13 protein-coding genes are annotated in these 16,739 nt (G+C 65.5%); 11 read left to right on the forward strand and 2 right to left on the reverse strand.

The features are described 5' to 3' along the window. Positions 1-105: 105 nt before the first annotated feature. Positions 106-636, forward strand: coding sequence for a methylated-DNA--[protein]-cysteine S-methyltransferase (locus IVA92_RS05980; protein ID WP_247281981.1), 531 nt, complete (start codon positions 106-108; stop codon positions 634-636). A 47-nt stretch (positions 637-683) separates the two neighbouring features. Here IVA92_RS05980 and IVA92_RS05985 read toward each other — a convergent pair whose 3' ends face one another. Beyond that, positions 684-3,473: a [protein-PII] uridylyltransferase gene (locus IVA92_RS05985; RefSeq protein WP_247281980.1), complete on the reverse strand. Its 2,790-nt coding sequence runs from the start codon at positions 3,471-3,473 to the stop codon at positions 684-686. A gap of 187 nt (positions 3,474-3,660) precedes the next feature. Here IVA92_RS05985 and IVA92_RS05990 point away from each other — a divergent pair, with 187 nt between their 5' ends. From IVA92_RS05990 to IVA92_RS06010, 5 genes are all read left to right on the forward strand, one after another. Then, on the forward strand, positions 3,661-4,632 hold the full coding sequence (locus IVA92_RS05990) for an aliphatic sulfonate ABC transporter substrate-binding protein (protein WP_247281979.1): 972 nt from the start codon (positions 3,661-3,663) through the stop codon (positions 4,630-4,632). A 40-nt stretch (positions 4,633-4,672) separates the two neighbouring features. Further along, a complete protein-coding gene (locus IVA92_RS05995; protein WP_247282056.1) occupies positions 4,673-5,518 on the forward strand; it encodes an ABC transporter permease in 846 nt (281 codons plus the stop codon). Positions 5,519-5,522: 4 nt separating this feature from the next. Beyond that, positions 5,523-6,308, forward strand: coding sequence for an ABC transporter ATP-binding protein (locus tag IVA92_RS06000; RefSeq protein ID WP_247281978.1), 786 nt, complete (start codon positions 5,523-5,525; stop codon positions 6,306-6,308). A gap of 54 nt (positions 6,309-6,362) precedes the next feature. After that, a complete protein-coding gene (locus IVA92_RS06005) occupies positions 6,363-6,872 on the forward strand; it encodes an OsmC family protein (RefSeq protein WP_247281977.1) in 510 nt (169 codons plus the stop codon). Positions 6,873-7,039: 167 nt separating this feature from the next. Further along, positions 7,040-7,837, forward strand: coding sequence for a hypothetical protein (locus IVA92_RS06010; protein WP_247281976.1), 798 nt, complete (start codon positions 7,040-7,042; stop codon positions 7,835-7,837). 106 nt (positions 7,838-7,943) lie between these two features. Here the strand turns inward: IVA92_RS06010 and mutS are convergent, their stop codons facing one another. Then, positions 7,944-10,682, reverse strand: a complete 2,739-nt coding sequence (gene mutS, locus IVA92_RS06015) for a DNA mismatch repair protein MutS (RefSeq protein WP_247281975.1) — start codon at positions 10,680-10,682, stop codon at positions 7,944-7,946. A gap of 217 nt (positions 10,683-10,899) precedes the next feature. Between mutS and pcaF the strand changes: the two genes are divergently transcribed. The 5 genes from pcaF (at position 10,900) to IVA92_RS06040 (ending at position 16,665) form a co-directional block, all read left to right on the forward strand. Continuing rightward, positions 10,900-12,108 carry a 3-oxoadipyl-CoA thiolase gene (gene pcaF, locus IVA92_RS06020; protein WP_247281974.1) on the forward strand — a complete coding sequence of 403 codons (1,209 nt, stop codon included), beginning with the start codon at positions 10,900-10,902 and terminating at the stop codon, positions 12,106-12,108. Positions 12,109-12,311: 203 nt separating this feature from the next. Then, positions 12,312-13,013, forward strand: coding sequence for a protocatechuate 3,4-dioxygenase subunit beta (gene pcaH / locus IVA92_RS06025; protein WP_247281973.1), 702 nt, complete (start codon positions 12,312-12,314; stop codon positions 13,011-13,013). Next, positions 13,014-13,616 carry a protocatechuate 3,4-dioxygenase subunit alpha gene (gene pcaG / locus IVA92_RS06030; RefSeq protein WP_247281972.1) on the forward strand — a complete coding sequence of 201 codons (603 nt, stop codon included), beginning with the start codon at positions 13,014-13,016 and terminating at the stop codon, positions 13,614-13,616. Positions 13,617-13,835: 219 nt separating this feature from the next. Continuing rightward, positions 13,836-15,524 carry a methyl-accepting chemotaxis protein gene (locus IVA92_RS06035; protein ID WP_247281971.1) on the forward strand — a complete coding sequence of 563 codons (1,689 nt, stop codon included), beginning with the start codon at positions 13,836-13,838 and terminating at the stop codon, positions 15,522-15,524. Positions 15,525-15,573: 49 nt separating this feature from the next. Then, the gene (locus tag IVA92_RS06040; RefSeq protein WP_247281970.1) at positions 15,574-16,665 is read left to right on the forward strand and encodes an ecdysteroid 22-kinase family protein; all 1,092 of its coding nucleotides are present in this window, start codon (positions 15,574-15,576) and stop codon (positions 16,663-16,665) included. Positions 16,666-16,739: the final 74 nt, after the last annotated feature.

Below are 16,739 nucleotides of genomic sequence, written 5' to 3' on the forward strand. Positions count from 1 at the left end.
GCAATCAAAATCAGGTTGAGCCCCCCCAAGCGTCAGCTTTCGGGTGGACGTTAGTACGGCCGGCGTGGCAAGTCCGGCGGCGTGTTTCGATGCAATGGTGCCGCAATGCCCGCTGGACCAACCAAAACGCCTGAACGCTTTGGTCTCGATCGCCTGGTGACGCCGATCGGGATCGCCCTGCTCGTCACCGATGCCGATGGCGCCTTGCGCGCGCTCGACTGGGCGGATTACGAGCACCGCATGCGCGAGCTGTTGCGCCTGCATTATGGGGTGGTGGATCTGAGCAATCAGCCTGCGCCGACGCAGATGCGGGCTGCGCTGTCGGGCTATTTTGAAGGCGATCTTGGCCAGCTCTCGTGCATCGCATGGCGCACCGCCGGCACGTCGTTCCAGCAGAAGGTCTGGACCGCACTTGCGCGGATTCCCGCCGGGACCGCGATGAGCTACGGCGCACTCGCGGCAAAGATAGGCATGCCCAAAGCCATTCGCGCCGTTGGCCATGCCAACGGCTCCAATCCGATCAGTGTGGTGCTGCCGTGTCATCGCCTGATCGGCGCCGATGGGTCGCTGGTGAAATACGGCGGTGGGCTGGAGCGCAAGCGCTGGCTGCTGCGGCACGAGGGGGTGGAGCTTTAGGTCTCTTCTTTTCGTCATTCCGCGGCACCCCGGAACGACAGACGAGATCACGCCGCCGGCTGCACCGCCTTGTCGCCGGCCATCACATGGGTCAGCGCGCTCTTGATCGCGGCCTGGCGGGTCGGCGCGTTGATCTGTGCGCCCAGAAGGTCGGTGACGTAGAACACATCGCGCGCGCGCTCGCCGAACGTCGCGACATGGGCCGAGGCGATGTTGAGGTTGAGCTTCGAGATCGCGGTGGTCAGCTCGTAGAGCAGGCCGGGCCGGTCGAGGCCGGAGACCTCGATCACGGTGTAGCGGTCGGACCATTGGTTGTTGATGGTCACTTCCGGCTCGATCACGAACGGCTTCGCCTTGCTGCGCACGGTGCGCCGCGCCACCACTTCCGGCAGGCGCAGCTTGCCTTCCAGCACGTCCTCGATCATCTCGCCGATCCGGGTGGCGCGCCGTCCCTCGTCCTCGTCGCGGTCATACTCCCGCGAGATCGAGATCGTGTCGAGCGCACGGCCGTCGGTGGTGGTGTAGATCTGGGCGTCGACGATGTTGGCGCCGGCCGAGGCGCAGGCTCCGGCGATGATCGAGAGCAGCCAGGGATGGTCGGCGGCGAAAATCGTGAGTTCGGTGACGCCACGCATCTCGTCGAAGCCGACATTGATCGCGAGTTTGTGGCCGGCCTGCTCGCTGGAGCGGACGAAGCGGGCATGGCGGATTTTTCGCGGCAGCTCGACCTTGAGCCAATAGGCCGGATAGTGCCGGCCGATATAGGCATCGAGCTCGTCAGCCGGCCATTCGGCGAAGGCCATGCGGAATTCGGCGTGCGCAACGGCGAGGCGCTTTCCGCGGTCGACTTCCGAGAAGCCGCCGGTGAGCACCGGCTCGGTCTCGTAATAGAGCGAGCGCAGCAGCTGCGCCTTCCAGCCGTTCCACACGCCCGGGCCGACGCCGCGGATATCGGCGGTTGTCAGGATGGTCAACAGCTTCATCTGCTCAACCGACTGCACCACGGCGGCGAAATTCTCGATCGTCTTGCGGTCCGAGAGGTCGCGCGACTGCGCGACCGTGGACATCGTCAGATGCTCCTCGATCAGCCAGGCCACGAGCTCGGTATCGGCCGGGCTGAAGCCGAGCCGGGGGCACAGCCGCCGCGCCACCTTGGCGCCGGCAATGGAGTGATCCTCGAGGCGGCCCTTGGCGACGTCGTGCAGCAGCGTCGCGATGTAGATGACAGGCCGGTGCTCGGGCCTGATCTTGCGGAACAGGTCGCTGGCCAGCACGAACTCCTCGATGCCGCCGCGCTCGATGTCCTGAAGGAAGCCGATGCAGCGGATCAGGTGCTCGTCGACGGTGTAGTGATGATACATGTTGAACTGCATCATCGAGACGATCTTGCCGAAGGCGCGAATGAAGTGGCCGAGCACGCCGGTCTCGTTCATCCGCCGCAGCACGATCTCGGCATTGTCGGAGATGAGGATCTCCATGAACAGCCGGTTGGCCTCGGGATTCTCGCGCAGTTGCGCGTTGATCAGGCCCAGCGAGCGCGTCACACCGCGCATCGCATCCGGATGGAAGGCGAGGTTGTTCTTCTGCGCCAGGCGGAAAATGCGGATCAGATTGACCGGATCGTGCTTGAAGACGTCGGGCGCGGCGATGTTGATGCGATTGTTGTCGACGATGAAATCGTCGCTGTCAGGCACGCGCCGCTTCACGGTGCTGGGCCGCAGCCGCGCCATCATCCGGCTCAGCACCGGCGCGGGCTTGGCCTGCTGGTCCTCGAGCTTGGCGCAGAGAATGGCGGTGAGGTTGCCGACTTCCTTGGCGACCAGGAAGTAGTGTTTCATGAAGCGCTCGACGTCCTGCATGCCGGGATGCGAGGTGTAGCCGAGCCTGACCGCGATCTCGCGCTGGAGGTCGAAGGAGAGGCGCTCTTCGGCGCGATTGCAGTAGAAATGCAGATTGCAGCGCACCGACCAGAGGAAATCGGCGCAGCGGCGGAAGCTGCGATATTCCTGCGCGTCGAACACGCCGCGCTCGACCAGCTCGTCGGTGTCGCGGACGCGATAGACGTATTTTGCGATCCAGAACAGCGTGTGCAGGTCGCGCAGGGCGCCCTTACCGTCCTTGACATTCGGTTCGACAAGATAGCGCGACTGGCCGCCGCGGCGATGCCGCTCCTCGCGCTCGGCGAGTTTTGCGGTGACGAATTCGGACGCGGTGCCCTGCACCACCTCCTTGTCGAAGCGCTCGACCAATTCGTCATAGAGCGGCTTGTCGCCGGTCAGGAAGCGCGTCTCCAGGATCGCGGTGCGGATCGTCATGTCGCCGCGCGCCTGCCGGATCGACTCGTCGACCGAGCGCGTGGCGTGGCCGACCTTCAGTCCCATGTCCCAGAGGCAGTAGAGGATGGCTTCAGCGACCTGCTCGCCCCAGGCGGTCTGCTTGTAGGGCAGGATGAACAGCAGATCGATGTCGGATTCCGGCGCCATCAGCCCGCGGCCATAGCCGCCGGTCGCCACCACCGCCATGCGCTCGGCGCCGCTCGGGATTGGTGAGCGGTAGAGATGCCGGGTCGCGGCCGAATACAGGATGCGGATGATCTCGTCCTGGACGTGGCACAGTCGCTCGGCGCAGCGCCTTCCGTGGCGGTCCCTGAGCAGGATCGCCTGTGCGGCGGCGCGCGCCGCGATCAACTCGGCCTTGAGCAATTGCGCCATGGCGGTGCGGAACGCGTCCTCGCGGCCCTCGTGCTTTTCGGCGAGCGCATCGACCGCGGCGGTGATCCGCGCGCTGTCGAAGCGGTCATCCGTTTCGGGCTTCTGCTCAGTCGCGACGCTGTCCATGTCTCACCGGATATAAGAGGCGGCAGGCGCTGTCACCCGCGATTCTCTGGCAATAGTCGTTCCATGCTGGAAAGCTGCGGCTTTGGGTAAATCTGTTCTCGGGCTGCGCGCCTGCAAGGGACGGATTTTCTCGTTGACCTCTAGAAATAACTCCTTGAAAAACAATGAAATTTTGGAGGAGCTGGGCATGGCCAGGATTACACGACGCATTCTGTTGGCAGGAGCCGTAGCGCTCGCATTGACCCCTGCGGCACGAGCGGCGGATCCGCTCAAGGAGATCCGCATCGACTGGGCGACCTACAATCCGGTGTCGATGGTCCTGAAGCAGAAGGGACTGCTGGAGAAAGAGTTCGCCAAGGACGGGGTCACGATCACCTGGGTGCAGTCGGCCGGCTCGAACAAGGCGCTCGAATTCCTTAACGCCGGCTCGATCGATTTCGGCTCGACCGCGGGCTCCGCCGCGCTGGTCGCCCGCATCAACGGCAATCCGATCAAGTCGATCTATGTCTATTCGCGTCCCGAATGGACGGCGCTGGTGACATCAAAGGATTCCAAGATCGCTGGCGTTGCCGATCTCAAGGGCAAGCGCGTTGCGGTGACGCGCGGCACTGATCCGCACATCTTCCTGGTTCGCGCACTGCTTGGCGCGGGTCTCACGGAAAAGGACATCACGCCGGTGCTGCTCCAGCACGCCGACGGCAAGACCGCGCTGGTCCGCGGCGACGTCGATGCTTGGGCTGGCCTCGATCCGATGATGGCGCAGGCCGAGGTCGAAGAGGGCGCAAAGCTGTTTTACCGCAAGGCCGATGCCAATACCTGGGGCATCCTCAATGTGCGGGAGCAGTTCCTGAAGGATTATCCGGACACTGCTCGCCGCGTCCTCGCGGTTTACGAGGAAGCGCGGAAATACTCGCTGGCGAATTACGACGAGCTGAAGAAGACTTTCATCGCGGTCACAAAACTGCCCGAGGCGGTCGTGGACAAGCAGCTCAAGGAGCGCACCGAGCTCACCCACAGCCGCATCGGCGCGCCCCAGCGCGAATCGATCCTCGCCGCGGGTCTCGCGCTCCAGCAGGCAGGCGTCGTCGACGCCAAGGTCGACGTCAAGGCGACGCTGGATGCCCTGATCGACGACCAGGTTCCGCTGCCGACGAATTGAGGCTCCTTGCATTCCCCGACCAGACGCGCTTGCTATGGCCATGATCTCCGACGCGCCAGTCCTGCAACAATCCTCGGAGCCAGCCGAAACCGCGGCTGCGCCTTCGCGCATCGTCCGCTACGCGCGGCCGGTGCTGGGTGTGCTGCTGCCGCTGACGTTGGCGCTTGGCTGGGAGCTCGTGGTCTGGGTCGGCTGGTCCAACGGACGGCTGGTGCCCCCGCCCTCGCGCGTGTTTGCCAACATCACCGAGCTCGCCCGCTCCGGCGAGCTGGTGCGCCACATCACAGCGACGCTGTGGCGGGTCGCTCTCGGCTTCGCCTTCGGCGTGGTCGCGGGCACACTGTTAGGCGCCATCTCCGGCTATTGGTCGCTGGCGCGGCGGCTGCTCGATCCGACCGTGCAGGCGCTGCGCGCGATCCCTTCACTGGCCTGGGTGCCGCTGTTCATTCTCTGGCTCGGCATCTTCGAGACCTCGAAGATCGCGCTGATCGCGGTCGGCGTGTTCTTTCCGGTCTATCTCGGCGTGATGGGCGCGATCCTCGCGGTCGACCGCAAGATCGTCGAGGTCGGCCGCACCTTCCGCCTCTCAGGGCCCGCCATGATCCGGCGCATCCTGTTGCCCGCGGTGCTGCCGGCCTATGTCGTGTCATTGCGCGTTGGCCTCGGTCTGGGCTGGATGTTCGTGGTGGCGGCCGAGCTGATCGGCGCCTCCGAAGGCCTAGGCTACCTCCTGCTCGACGGCCAGCAGCTTGGCAAGCCCGCACAGATCCTCGCGGCCATCGTGATCTTCGCCATTCTCGGCAAGCTCACGGACTGGCTGATCGAAGTCGCGGCCGCGCCCTTCCTGCGCTGGCAGGATGCCTTCGGACGCGCGAAGGGAGCGTGACGCGATGCTGGCGCTCCACCGGGTCAGCAAGACCTATCCCAACGGCGTAGAGGCGCTGGCGCGCTTCTCCGCCGAGATCCACCAAGGCGAGATCGTCGCCATCATCGGCGGCTCCGGCTGCGGCAAATCAACATTGCTGCGCGCCATCGCCGGCCTCGATCGCGCCAGCTCCGGGACGGTGACGCTCGACGATGAGGCGATCGCCTCGCCGCATGCCAAGATCGGCATCATCTTCCAGGAGCCGCGGCTTTTGCCCTGGCTCAGCGTCGCTGACAATATCGGCTTCGGACTTGCCGATCTGCCCGCAGCCGAGCGGCGCGAGAAGGTGGCGCGCGCGCTCGAACGCGTCCGGCTCACCGAGAAGGCGCAGGCCTGGCCGCGCGAGCTCTCCGGCGGGCAGGCGCAGCGCGTCGCGATCGCACGCGCACTGGTGCCGCAGCCGGAGGTGCTGCTGCTCGATGAGCCGTTCTCGGCGCTTGACGCCTTCACCCGTCGCGACCTTCAGGATCATCTGCTCGACCTCTGGGCCGATACGCGGCCGACCTTGATGCTCGTCACACATGACGTCGACGAAGCTGTCGTGCTGGCCGATCGCGTGCTGGTGATGCGGCCGCGGCCCGGCCGATTGTTCGATCGGATCGAGATCAATCTGGGTCGGCCGCGCGACCGCAATTCGCCGCTGTTCGAGAACTTCAAGCGAAGTGTGCTGACGTCACTCGACCGTTCACTCGACCGCAGCGTGCCCGACCGTGACGCAACCCAGGGTCCCGGTCAGGCCATGTGGTGGTGACAATTCGTCTCCAAGCCGGTACATCGAGGGGCAATCTTCCGGGAGAGAACGAACATGGACGCTGCCCAATTGCGCCGGATGCAGGCCCCGATCAAGGAGCGCTACAAGACTGATCCGAAGGCCGCGCTGATCACGCTGAAGGCGAAGGGTTCGACCGACAGCGAAGGCATCGCCTGCAAGGTCGAGACCGGACGCGCCATTGCGATGGCCGGCCTGCATCCGGCCACCGGCGGCTCCGGCCTCGAGCTGTGCTCCGGCGACATGTTGCTGGAAGCGCTGGTCGCCTGCGCCGGCGTCACGCTGAAATCGGTTGCGACCGCGATCGAGGTGCCCTTGAAGACCGGCAACGTCTATGCCGAGGGTGATCTCGATTTCCGCGGCACGCTCGGCGTCGATAAGGAGACCCCGGTCGGCTTCGCCGAGATCCGGCTGCGCTTCGAGGTCGACACCGACGCGCCGCAGGATAAGCTCGATCTGTTGCTGAAGCTCACCGAGCGCTATTGCGTGGTCTATCAGACCATCAAGAACGGCCCGAAGGTGTCGGTGTCGATGCAGCGGATGTAGCTGCCCATTTCCATTGGGAGAGGTTGCGCCGACGGCGCGGGTGAGGGGCGTTCTCTCGTGGGGACCTGAAGCCGTCACCCGATGTGCTGTGCAAATCGACCTCTCCCTCCGGGAGAGGTGAACGAACCCGCGGATAATTCGCCTCAACAAAAATCATCCCGCGCTAGATGTCCCCCGATCTCCACCTCATCCTTTTCCTTCTCCTGCGCATGGCGATCGCGGCGGCGTTCGTCGTGACGGCGTCGATCATCACCGAACGTTCCGGCCCAGTGATCGGTGCGCTGGTGGCGACGCTACCGATCTCAGCGGGTCCTTCCTATGTCTTTCTCGCGCTCGACCATGACGCCGCCTTCATCGCGCAAGGGGCGCTGTCGAGCCTTCCCGTCAACGCGGCGACGATCGTGCTTGGCCTCTGCTATGTCGTGCTGGCGCAGCGGCACAATCTGCTGGTGAGTGCCGGCAGCGCGATCGCCGTGTGGATCGTGCTGGCCTCCATCATCCGCCTGTTCGACTGGACCTTGACGGCCGGACTCGCCGTGAACCTGATTGCCTTCGGAATCTGCATTCCGCTGCTCGCTAAGTACCGCCATGTGAAGATGCCGTTAGTGACGCGTCGCTGGTACGACATTCCGTTCCGCGCCGCTTTGGTGGCGACGCTCGTCGCCATCGTGGTTTCCACCTCGGGCTGGGTCGGCCCGCGCGTCTCCGGCGTCATCGCGCTCTACCCGATCGTCTTCACCAGCATGATGGTGATCCTGCATCCGCGCATCGGTGGCCCGCCGACCGCCGCGGTGCTTGCCAATTCTGCCTGGGGCTTGCTCGGCTTCGGTATGGCGATTGCCGTGATGCATGTCGGCGCCGCAAACTTCGGCTCCGCGATAGGCCTCAGCATGGGGCTCGCCACCTGCATCGTGTGGAACCTGACGCTGTGGTGGAATGGACGAAGGAAGCGGCTGGCGCACTAACCTTCGTCGTTGCAAGGATCGAGGCGACGAAGCATCCAGACGATCGCGGGGAGAGAGAATGGATTGCTTCGCTCCGCTCGCAATGACGATTGCGGTCGCGGCGTGCTTATTGCTTCGGCAGCTTGGCCTTCAACGCATACAGCGCATCCAGCGCCTCGCGCGGCGACATCTCGTCGGGATGTAACGCCTTCACCGCTTCCATGAGAAGCTCCGCTTCGCTCGGCGGCGCGGCCTCCGCCGCGGCGCGCGAGGGCACGGCGAACAGCGGCAGATCGTCGGCGAGGGCGCGGGCGGTCTGGCCGCGGTCCTGGGCCTCCAGCTTGGCCAGCACCGATTTGGCTCGCGTGATCACGGCCGGTGGCAGGCCGGCGAGCTTGGCCACCTGAATGCCGTAGGAGCGATCGGCCGAGCCCGGCAGCACCTCGTGCAGGAACACGACATTGCCCTGCCATTCCTTCACGCGCACGGTGGCGTTGAACATGCGCGGCAGTTTTGCCGAGAGCGCCGTCAGCTCGTGATAATGCGTGGCGAACAGCGTGCGGCAGCGATTGCTCTCGTGCAGATGCTCGATCGCGGCCCAGGCGATCGAGAGGCCGTCGAAGGTCGCGGTGCCGCGGCCAATCTCGTCGAGGATCACGAGTGCGCGCTCGCCGGCCTGATTCAGGATCGCCGCGGTCTCGACCATCTCCACCATGAAGGTGGAGCGGCCGCGGGCGAGATCGTCGGCCGCGCCGACCCGCGAGAACAGGCGATCGACGATGCCGATCCTCGCCCGCGCGGCCGGCACAAAACTGCCGATCTGCGCCATCAGGGCGATCAGTGCGTTCTGGCGCAGGAATGTGGATTTACCTGCCATATTCGGACCGGTGAGCAGCCAGAGCTGGCCTGACTTCTGTCCGGGTGCCGGCGAGAGGTCGCAGGCATTGGCGATGAACGGCTCGCCATTGCGCTTGAGCGCCTGCTCCACCACGGGATGGCGGCCGGCTTCGATCGCAAAGCCGAGCGAGGTGTCGACCTCGGGCCGCACGTAATTCTCGTCGACCGCCAGCTTGGCCAGCGACGTCGCGACATCGAGCAGCGCAAAGCCGTGCGCGGCGGCGCGCAAGTCTTCGCTGATCTCGAGCGCCTTGGCGCAGAGCCGCTCGAAGATCTCGAGCTCGAGCCCGAGCGCGCGGTCGCCGGCATTGGCGATCTTGGCCTCCATCTCGCCCAGCTCCGAGGTCGTGAAGCGCACCTGGCCCGCCAGCGTCTGGCGATGAATGAAGGTCGCATTCAGCGGCGGCGACATCAGCTTGTCGCCGTGCTGCGCGGTCACCTCGACGAAATAGCCGAGCACATTGTTGTGCCGGATCTTCAGGGCCTTCACGCCGGTTTGGTCGGCGTAGCGGGCTTGCATCGAGGCCACCACCAGGCGCGAAGCATCGCGCAGGTTGCGGGCTTCGTCGAGCGCAGGCTCGTAAGCCTGGCGCACGAAGCCGCCGTCGCGCTTGATCAATGGCAGTTGCTCATCGAGCGCGCCGGCAAACTCGGTCGCCAGCGCGCGAGATGGCTTTTGCAGCGCCGCCATCACCGCCACGATCTCCTGCGGCGGCTGGTCGAGCTCGGACAGCCGCGTCAGCACCTGGTCGGCGGCGATGATGCCGTCGCGGATGCCGGCGAGGTCGCGCGGTCCGCCGCGGCCAACCGAGAGACGGGCCAGCGCCCGTGACATGTCGGGCGCGCCGCGCAAAATGCTGCGGATGTCTTCGCGCGCGGCGGAATCGGTAACGAAGGTTCCGACAGCATCGAGCCGCCGCGCGATCGCCAGCGCATCGGTCAGTGGCGCCGCCAGTCGCTGCGCCAGCAGCCGCGAACCGGCCGAGGTCACCGTGCAGTCGATCGCGTCGAGCAGCGAGCCGCGGCGTTCGCCGGCGAGCGTGCGCGTCAATTCGAGATTGGCGCGGGTGGCCGGATCGATCGCCATGGTTGCGCCCGAGGCTTCGCGCGCCGGCGGCGGCAGCGGCGGATGCTTGCCGACCTGGGTGCGGTCGACGTAGGTGACGGCGGCGGCCGCAGCGGTGGCTTCCAGACGCGTGAGCTGCGCCAGCCCATCCATTGTGGCGACAGCGAAATAGTCGCACAGCCGCTTCTCGGCGGTGGCGCCGTCGAACACGTCGCGGGTCAGCGGCGTTACCGCCGGCAGCTCGCGCAACATCTGTCCGAGCTCGCTGTCGTTATAGAGCGCGTCGGTGACGATCGCCTCGTTCGGATTGATGCGCGCCAGCGTGGCGGCGAGCTCGCCGCCGCCGCACTCCGTCACCATGAATTCGGCGGTCGAGATGTCGATCCAGGCAAGGCCGAAGCGGTCGCCACCGGCGGAGGAGCGGGCGCGCGCGATCGCCAGCAGGTAGTTGTTCGCACGCGCGTCCAACAGCGTGTCCTCGGTCAGCGTGCCCGGCGTGACCAGCCGCACCACGCCGCGGCGCACCACGCTCTTGTTCCCGCGCGCCTTGGCCGCAGCGGGATCCTCGGTCTGCTCGCAGACAGCGACCCGGTGGCCGGCTGATATCAGGCGGTGCAGATAATCCTCGGAGCGTTCGACCGGCACGCCGCACATCGGGATATCCGCGCCCTGATGCTTGCCGCGCTTGGTCAAGACGATGCCGAGCGTCTTCGAGGCAATTTCGGCGTCCTCGAAGAACAATTCGTAGAAATCGCCCATCCGGTAGAACAGCAGCAAGCCCTGATGCGCCGCCTTGATCTCGAGGTACTGTTCCATCATGGGCGTGACACGCGCGGCAGCTTCCGCCTGCGGCGCGGGCGTGTCGTCGGGAGGCGGTACAGGTATTGGCTGTTGCATTGTCATGGGCGGTGCAACCTACAAAATTTCGCTCCCCGGTCCTATCGCTTTGGCCGGGCAGGTGAGGTTTTCCACGTTGTCCGCACCGCGGCATGCGTTGCGGGCGGCTGGCCCCCTGCGAGTCGCACGCGAAACCGTCAATTGACCTGCCGCGGGCGCCCTCCTAAAACTCCGCCCTCATTGAAGAAATTGGGCCGAACCGCGGCATTCAGGGAGAACAGCGATGCGTGACGTCTTTATTTGCGATGCCGTGCGGACCCCGATTGGCCGTTTCGGCGGCTCGCTCGCCAAGGTGCGCGCCGACGACCTGGCGGCCGCGCCGATCAAGGCGCTGATGGCCAAGCGTCCCAATCTCGACTGGGGCCAGGTCGACGAAGTCTTCTTCGGCTGCGCCAATCAGGCCGGCGAGGACAATCGCAACGTCGCACGCATGGCGCTGTTGCTGGCGGGCCTGCCGGATTCGGTTCCGGGCCAGACCCTGAACCGGCTCTGCGCGTCCGGGCTGGATGCGGTCGGCGCCGCGGGGCGCGCCATCCGCTCCGGCGAGATCGAGCTTGCGATTGCCGGCGGTGTCGAATCCATGACCCGTGCCCCCTTCGTCATGGGCAAGGCGCAGGAGGCGTTCTCGCGTTCGGCCGAGATCTTCGACACCACGATCGGCTGGCGCTTCATCAATCCGCTGCTCAAGGCGCAGTATGGCGTCGACGCGATGCCGGAGACCGGCGAAAATGTCGCCGAGGAATTCCAGGTCTCGCGCGCCGACCAGGACGCCTTCGCGATCCGCTCGCAGCAGCGTGCCGGCGCGGCGATTGCATCCGGCTATTTTGCGGAAGAGATCACCCCGATCACCATTGCCGGCGGCAAGGCCGGCCCTATCACGGTGGACAAGGACGAGCATCCGCGCCCCGAGACCACGCTGGAGGGGCTCGCCAAGCTGAAGCCGATCGTGCGCAATCCCGGCACGGTCACTGCCGGCAACGCCTCCGGCGTCAATGACGGCGCCGCCGCGATGATCCTCGCATCCGAAGCTGCGGTGAAGAAGCACGGGCTGACACCCCGCGCGCGCATTCTCGGCCTCGCCTCGGCCGGCGTGCCGCCGCGCATCATGGGCATTGGACCCGTGCCGGCGACGCGCAAGCTGATGGAGCGACTCGGCAAGAAGATCAGCGATTTCGACTTGATCGAGCTGAATGAAGCCTTCGCCTCGCAGGGCATCGCCTGCATGCGTCAGCTTGGCGTGGCTGATGACGCCGACTTCGTCAATCCGCATGGCGGCGCCATCGCGCTCGGCCATCCCCTCGGCATGAGTGGCGCCCGTCTCGCGCTCACCGCCGTGCATGGCATGGAAAAGCGCGGCGGCAAGCTCGCGCTTGCCACCATGTGCGTCGGCGTCGGCCAGGGCGTCGCGGTCGCGATCGAGAAATTGAACTGACGGGGCGCGGCGCATCTCGTCATCCCCGGGCGTGGTGCGCTTGCACCGAACCCGGGATCTCGAGATTTCGGGTTCAGCCCTCTCGGGCTGCCCCGGAACAACAAGTAATAGGGGCTGCGAAACCCGCTTCCCCAAATTAGTTATGTCCTATAATGATTGTCGAGCGTTGACCGGCCCCTGAACGGCCGGGGAGGAGTTCGCCAATGACGTTCATCTATCCCGTCGACAGCAACAAGGCGCATCCGCTGCCGCTGTCTCCCGAGTACAAGAGCTCGATCAAGCGCGCGCCGCACCAGCCCTTGATTCCGATGCGCCACACCCTGTCGGAGCTGACTGGCCCGGTCTATGGCCACGAGACCGTGCGCGAGGGCGACAATGATCTGACCCGCCAGCACAGTGGCGAGCCGCTCGGCGAGCGCATCATCGTGCATGGCCACGTCCGCGACGAGGACGGCCGCGGCGTGCCGAACTCGCTGGTCGAAATCTGGCAGGCCAATTCCTGCGGCCGCTATGTCCATGTCCGTGACCAGCACCCGGCACCGCTCGATCCAAATTTCACGGGCGCCGGCCGTACCGTGAGCGATGCCTCAGGTTACTACCGCTTCGTCACCATCAAGCCGGGCGCTTATCCCTGGGGCAATCATCACAATGCGTGGCGGCCCGCGCACATCCACCTCTCGGTCTTCGGCCATTCCTTTGTCACGCGCCTCGTGACGCAGATGTATTTCCCGAACGATCCGCTGTTCCCGTTCGACCCGATCTTCAATTCGGTGCCGGACGAAAAGGCGCGGGCGCGGATGGTCTCTTCCTTCGATCTCGAGAACACACAGCCCGAATGGGCGCTGTGCTATCGCTTTGACATCGTGCTGCGCGGCCAGAACGCCACGCCTATGGAGAACCATTAAGTGCAGGATTCTGTGAAGCCCAACGGGATCACCCCATCGCAAACCGTCGGTCCGTTCTTCAAATACGGCCTGACGCCGAACGGCGAATACGCCTGGAACGACGCGTTCACCAACTCGACGCTCACGCCCGACGTTTCTGGCGACCGTATCCGCATCGAGGGCCGGGTATTCGACGGTGATGGCGTCGCCGTGCCGGATTGCATGCTGGAGATCTGGCAAGCGGACGCGCAAGGTCGCTTTGCCGACCCGCAGGACAAGCGTGCGCTGCCGAATGCGAGCTTCCGCGGCTTTGCCCGCTGCGGCACCGACAAGGATGGCAATTACGCCTTCGAGACCATCAAGCCCGGCGCCGTGCCGGATCCCGACGGCAAGCCGCAGGCGCCGCACATCCTTCTTGCGGTCTTCGGGCGCGGCATGCTCAGGCATCTCTATACCCGCATCTATTTCAGCGACGAGGCCGGCAATTCCGCCGATCCCGTGCTGGCGCTGGTGCCCACTGAGCGCCGCGCCACGCTGGTTGCGACGCGCGAGGCCGGCAAGGCGGTTTACCGGCTTGACCTGCGGCTCCAGGGCGACGACGAGACGGTGTTCTTCGACGTTTAACGCCCGCGTCGTCACGGACCTGCGGGCGCGCCTGAGACGCGCTTGTCCGGGACGGGGGCCGGGGGCGTCTTCCGTATCGGAGCCGCCCCTGATGCTTCCCGTAGTTTCCCCGTAGTTTCCCCGGAGTTCGCGGAGCGCAATTTCCGCGCGTAGCAATCCCGTGTTTACCGTAGTCGTTTAGTATCCATTTGGATTTCGACCGCGCGACCGGATTGTTCCATGAAAATTCGTTTTTCGCTTTCCTCGGCAATCATTGCATTCGGTGTCGTCCTGGCCCTCGGCTTTACGGCCGTGGTCTCCACCAGCCTCTACGCCCTAAGAGAGCTCAAGGTCGGCGGCCCGCTCTATTCCGATATCAAGCTCGGCAACGACCTCATCGCCGATATCCTGCCGCCGCCGGAATATGTCATCGAAGCCTATCTCGAGGCCACGCTTGCCATGCGCGAGCCGGACCAGCTTGCCACTCATGGCGAGCGCCTAGTTCAGCTCCGCAAGGATTACGACGAGCGCAAGGCATTCTGGGTCGCCTCCAGCCTCTCGGCAGACCTGAAGACCGCGCTGGTGTCGAAGTCCGATGCCGAGGTGCAGAAATTCTGGAAGGCGTCCGACCAGCTCCTGCCAGCCCTCAAGGCCAAGGACGCGGCCGCTTCCGAGCGCGCCTATGCGCAGCTGAAGGGCGCATACACCGCGCATCGCGCCGTCATCGACAGCATCGTCGAGAGTGCCAACAAGCAGAATGCCGCCATGGAGAAGCTGGCCGCGGACCGCGACAGTTCGATGCTCTTTATCCTCCTCGGCGTCTCCGCCGCCGTCCTCGCCTTCATTGCCGCAGGCCTGCTCGGCGTTGCGCTCGGCGTGGTGCGCCCGATCGTACGAATGACGGACACGATGCAGAAGCTCGCGACCGGCGATCTCGCAGCCGACATTCCTTTCGCGCACCGCCAGGACGAGGTTGGCTCGATGGCGGGTGCGCTGCTGGTGTTCAAGCAGGCGGCGGTCGAGAATTCCCGCCTGCGCGAGGAGCAGTTGCGGCAGGAACAGGAGGCCGCGCGCGCCAAGCGCAGCGCCCTGCAGCAGATGGCCGAGACCGTCGAACGCGAGACCGGCCGGTCTGTCGACAGCGCGAGCGCGGCGACGCAGGGCGTGGAGCGGGTCGCCACCAGCCTGTCCGAGATCGCAAGTTCGCTCTCCGCGCAGTCGCAGGCGGTCGCCGCGGCCTCCACCCAGGCCCTCGGCAGCTCGCAAACCGTCTCGGCTGCGGCCGAAGAGCTGAGCGCCTCGATCCGCGAGATCGCGAGTCAGGTCGCGAGGACCAGCACGGTCACCAAATCTGCGGTCGCCGGCCGTGAGCAGGCGCGCTCGACCACTCAGGCGCTGGCTGGTTCGGTGAGGAAGATCGCCGAGGTCTCCGATCTTATCGGCGGCATCGCCGGCCAGACCAACCTCCTGGCGCTCAACGCCACGATCGAGGCGGCGCGCGCCGGCGAGGCCGGCCGCGGCTTCGCGGTGGTCGCCACCGAGGTGAAATCGCTGTCCGATCAGACCGCCAAGTCCACCGAGGAGATCGGGCGGCTGATTGCCGAGATCCAGACCGCGACTCAGGCTGCCGTCGACGCCGTCGAGACCATGGGGGGCCACATCGCCGAGATCGACGGTGTCGCGATCTCGGTTGCTGCCGCGATGGAAGAACAGGACGCCGCGACGCGTGAGATCACGCGATCGATCTCCGAATCGGCGTCGGCGGCGAAGGAGGTCTCGGCCAAGATCGGTCATGTCAGCCGCGACGCCGCCTCCGTGAACGAGCGCGCCGCGGAGGTCAGGCAGGCGATCGCCGGCATGGCCGCCAATCTCGAGCAACTGCGGTCGGTCGTGGTGCGGACCGTGCGGGACTCGACTGCCGCGGCGTGACGCCCGGCGCGATGCCTGCCGCTGGTGCCGGCGGTTGTGATCGTGCAGTATGGCGCGGCACAGGGGCATCGTGGTCTTCATGACGAATGCGCAACTGCCGGCGGTTGCCGAGCCCGGTTACCTCACGGCCGCGCTGCGCCGGGCCGGCGCGCTGGACGCCGGTGCGGTGCGCGAGGTGAAGGTGCTGCATCAGCGCGACACCATCGTGTCACATATCGTGCGTCTCGGTTTGCGCTATGTTGGGGAGTCCGCTGGCGCCCCGCAGTCGCTGATCCTGAAGACCGCGCATGCAGGCTTCGCCAAGTCGCTCGCAAATAGCGGCCGGAACGAAGTCGCGTTCTACACGCAGCTTGAGCCAGAAACGCCGCGGGGTCTCGTGCCGCGCTGCTTCGACGGACATTTTGACGAGGACGGCCTCACCTGGCATCTCCTGCTCGAGGACCTCACCGACAGCCATGAGATTGCAACTCAATGGCCGCTGCCGCCCTCGCGAGAGCAGGCAACGGCGATCGTGACGACACTCGCGCGCTGGCACGCGGCGTGGTGGGACCACGATAGCTTCGGCGATACTATCGGCACCTGGATGAGCACCGACGACAGTGCGAAGCTGATGGCGACCTTCGCTGGTCACTACGATCGTTTCGCCGATCTGCTCGGCGACCGCCTCAGCGAGGAGCGGCGCATCCTCTTCCGCCGCTTCATCGAGCAATCGGAACGGTTGCTCGAGCGTTATCATTCGCGCCGGCATGTCACCATCGCTCATGGCGACGCCCATACCTGGAATTTTCTGTTGCCGCGCACAGGCGTTGCCAACACCGTTCGCATCTTCGATTTCGACCAGTGGCGCATAAACGTGCCGACCGGTGACCTCGCCTACATGATGGCGACGCAATGGTATCCGGACCGCCGGCAGGCACTCGAACGGCCCCTGCTCAACCTCTATCACGAGACGCTGATACAGCACGGTGTCACGGGTTACACGCGCGGCGCGCTCGATCAGGACTATCGCCGGTCGGTGCTCTGGCAGATCACCAAGCCGGTCTGGCAATGGAGCATCAACATCCCGCCGCTGATCTGGTGGAATAACCTGGAGCGGGTGATGATGGCGGTCGAGGATCTCGGGTGCGAGGAGTTGTTGTAGCGCGCTCGTGTCCCGGGCGCGGTGCAGCGTGTAACGCTGCGCCGCAGAACCGGGACAATCGTGCCGCGGGCATG

Source organism: Bradyrhizobium sp. 154, assembly GCF_023073875.1.
Lineage (GTDB): Bacteria > Pseudomonadota > Alphaproteobacteria > Rhizobiales > Xanthobacteraceae > Bradyrhizobium.

What these genes read in the sequence shown, in the direction of transcription:
- IVA92_RS05980 (WP_247281981.1), top strand. Translation starts at nt 106, where the DNA reads ATGCCCGCTGGACCAACCAAAACGCCTGAACGCTTTGGTCTCGATCGC.
- IVA92_RS05985 (WP_247281980.1), bottom strand. Translation starts at nt 3,473, where the DNA reads ATGGACAGCGTCGCGACTGAGCAGAAGCCCGAAACGGATGACCGCTTC.
- IVA92_RS05990 (WP_247281979.1), top strand. Translation starts at nt 3,661, where the DNA reads ATGGCCAGGATTACACGACGCATTCTGTTGGCAGGAGCCGTAGCGCTC.
- IVA92_RS05995 (WP_247282056.1), top strand. Translation starts at nt 4,673, where the DNA reads ATGATCTCCGACGCGCCAGTCCTGCAACAATCCTCGGAGCCAGCCGAA.
- IVA92_RS06000 (WP_247281978.1), top strand. Translation starts at nt 5,523, where the DNA reads ATGCTGGCGCTCCACCGGGTCAGCAAGACCTATCCCAACGGCGTAGAG.
- IVA92_RS06005 (WP_247281977.1), top strand. Translation starts at nt 6,363, where the DNA reads ATGGACGCTGCCCAATTGCGCCGGATGCAGGCCCCGATCAAGGAGCGC.
- IVA92_RS06010 (WP_247281976.1), top strand. Translation starts at nt 7,040, where the DNA reads ATGTCCCCCGATCTCCACCTCATCCTTTTCCTTCTCCTGCGCATGGCG.
- mutS (WP_247281975.1), bottom strand. Translation starts at nt 10,682, where the DNA reads ATGACAATGCAACAGCCAATACCTGTACCGCCTCCCGACGACACGCCC.
- pcaF (WP_247281974.1), top strand. Translation starts at nt 10,900, where the DNA reads ATGCGTGACGTCTTTATTTGCGATGCCGTGCGGACCCCGATTGGCCGT.
- pcaH (WP_247281973.1), top strand. Translation starts at nt 12,312, where the DNA reads ATGACGTTCATCTATCCCGTCGACAGCAACAAGGCGCATCCGCTGCCG.
- IVA92_RS06035 (WP_247281971.1), top strand. Translation starts at nt 13,836, where the DNA reads ATGAAAATTCGTTTTTCGCTTTCCTCGGCAATCATTGCATTCGGTGTC.
- IVA92_RS06040 (WP_247281970.1), top strand. Translation starts at nt 15,574, where the DNA reads ATGGCGCGGCACAGGGGCATCGTGGTCTTCATGACGAATGCGCAACTG.